Below are 1774 nucleotides of genomic sequence, written 5' to 3' on the forward strand. Positions count from 1 at the left end.
CGTCAAAAAAATGACGCGCCCTCCGGCCCGTCTTCCTTCGCTTTAGGCTCAAAGCGAGGCTTTTCGCTCGTTGGCTACGGAAGCCTGGTCCTCTGTGCGCTCTACGCATTTTTTTGAGGCTCTCCTTGCGGTCGCCCTTGCACCGTCTCCCGACGCTCGCTTCGTTCCCGTCAACAGGACGCACAACGGTGTTCGTTCTGAGCACAGCTTATCCGAAAGGGGACAAACCAACATGGAACTATCCGCCATCATCGAGGTCATCCGTATCAAACAAGAGGTTCGCGAGGAAATGGTCGCCCTCGAGCATGCCATCATCCACTCGCCGGACAGCGCCCGACAAATCGGGTCATCGTTCATCGGGGACGACGACCGTGAGGTGTTCCTCGTCATCATGCTCAACACGAAGAACCGGGTCATCGGCGCCCACCGGGCGCATGTCGGGAGTGTCAACTCGAGCGTCGTCCATCCGCGGGAAGTCTTTAAATGCGCCATCCTGAACAACGCCTCGTGTCTCATCGTCTGTCATCAGCATCCGAGTGGGGACCCGACACCGAGCCGGGAGGACATCCTCGTTTCTGAACGGTTACATGAAGCAGGGGACCTCATCGGCATCCCGGTGCTCGACCATCTCATCCTCGGTGCGGAAGAGTCGTACGTCAGCATGAAACAGCGAGGGTACATGGGTTGAACGGAATGGAGTGGGGCCGGGGGACCGGTCCCGGTCCGTCCGGGAAGGGCAAGGACGAAAAACGTGCGTTTTTCTTTGACGAGAGGGGCGACTCGCGTGCTCTCGCCTGGATCCATAGAGCGGGATCCGGAAAAGGTCCGTTTTCGCATAACGAAAACGAGATGGTTCGTGTGTGAAGATTGAACATTGTTTTGGTCTGTCTCGTAAGAAGATTGTTTGATGAAATGTCAGGAGTGAAAACACAGTTTGTTTATTGAAAATGAGCATGTTTTCGAAACAAGCCCTAGGGCTTGTTTGAAACAACACCAGGGCTTACGTGAAATTAGGCGAGATGTTGCCTGCTTAGATGCGAGGTATCATGAGGCTAACAACAGGAGAGGATGATTCAGATGGACAGCTACCAACTAGATCAACAGACGATGGACGAGATGACGGAGGTATTGCTTCGACGCCTTCCTGACCGGCTTCAAGAAGATTTTGACGACTTAAAACTTGTGAGCATGGATCTGCTTTGTGATGTGAAGGAAGGAGAACGCTTGACCCACCTCACCGTCTTCTTTAGCACTAATACGCTTCGCCATAATCGACATGCGTAATGTGTAAAAAGAAAGCGGATCATATATGTAAATTTGTATCTGGACTGATGGAACATCCCGGATGGATGCGTGTCATCGACAAGGAACATGGCGCCGAGAAGGTTGCTATGTTCGAGGACTGGGACGCATCCAAAGACGGGACATAGGAGAAGGAACGACAACTCGAGTTTATTTGTGAGCGTATCATGACACACACGGTAAACCTTTCAGCTCAATGGTGTTGTTACAGAAATGGTATGATTAGACAAACGAAGCTATATTTTTGTCTCTAAGTAAATTTCTGAGAGGGGGAATTTATCCTTGATCGTTCAATATCAATTGACCCTTGAGGTTTTTATGGCACTTCAACGAGATTCCATACACACTTTGAATTATCATAAACAAAGAAAACAACTGTCGAATAGACTGACCTAGCTATATGAGACACTAATAAAAACACCTTATTAGGCTGCCACCACACCATATTTTATCGGTGTGAGGTAGCCTAATT

2 protein-coding genes are annotated in these 1774 nt (G+C 49.9%); both read left to right on the forward strand.

All coding sequences use genetic code 11. From position 1 onward, the window contains the following. Nucleotides 1-232: 232 nt before the first annotated feature. Entirely contained in the window at nt 233-688 is a 456-nt protein-coding gene (locus KNP72_RS15650; protein ID WP_214834422.1) for a JAB domain-containing protein, read from the forward strand. A gap of 389 nt (nt 689-1077) precedes the next feature. Beyond that, a complete protein-coding gene (locus KNP72_RS15655) occupies nt 1078-1284 on the forward strand; it encodes a hypothetical protein (RefSeq protein WP_214834426.1) in 207 nt (68 codons plus the stop codon). Nucleotides 1285-1774: the final 490 nt, after the last annotated feature.

The organism is Exiguobacterium sp. s152 (assembly GCF_018618335.1).
Lineage (GTDB): Bacteria > Bacillota > Bacilli > Exiguobacteriales > Exiguobacteriaceae > Exiguobacterium > Exiguobacterium chiriqhucha.